The following is a 266-nucleotide window of genomic DNA, read 5'->3' on the forward strand; positions in this document are numbered from 1 at the left end:
TTCCAAGCTCTCCTTCCCCTCCCACCTCCACGTACCTCAACACCATCACCCCCCCACCAAAATATCCCTATTCACTCCCAACTCCTTCTTTCACCTTAATCATCATTTCCCCCTCTCTCCAAACCGACTTGGCATCATTCCCAATCTCACCACCCCCACCTTCATATTCATCATCCCTCAATCCACTCCCGATCCCTGCCCCTTCTTCCATCATTACTTCCTCACCCGCTCTCATCAAATCACCACCCCCGCCCGCAGTCATTCCT

At 52.6% G+C, this 266-nt stretch carries 1 pseudogene; it reads right to left on the reverse strand.

The window, feature by feature from the left end:
• Positions 1–67: 67 nt before the first annotated feature.
• A pseudogene (locus FS628_RS30645) lies at positions 68–266 on the reverse strand (alanine dehydrogenase); the annotation flags it as partial.

It is taken from the genome of Paenibacillus xylanexedens (assembly GCF_007676705.1).
GTDB classification, from domain to species: Bacteria; Bacillota; Bacilli; order Paenibacillales; family Paenibacillaceae; genus Paenibacillus; species Paenibacillus xylanexedens_C.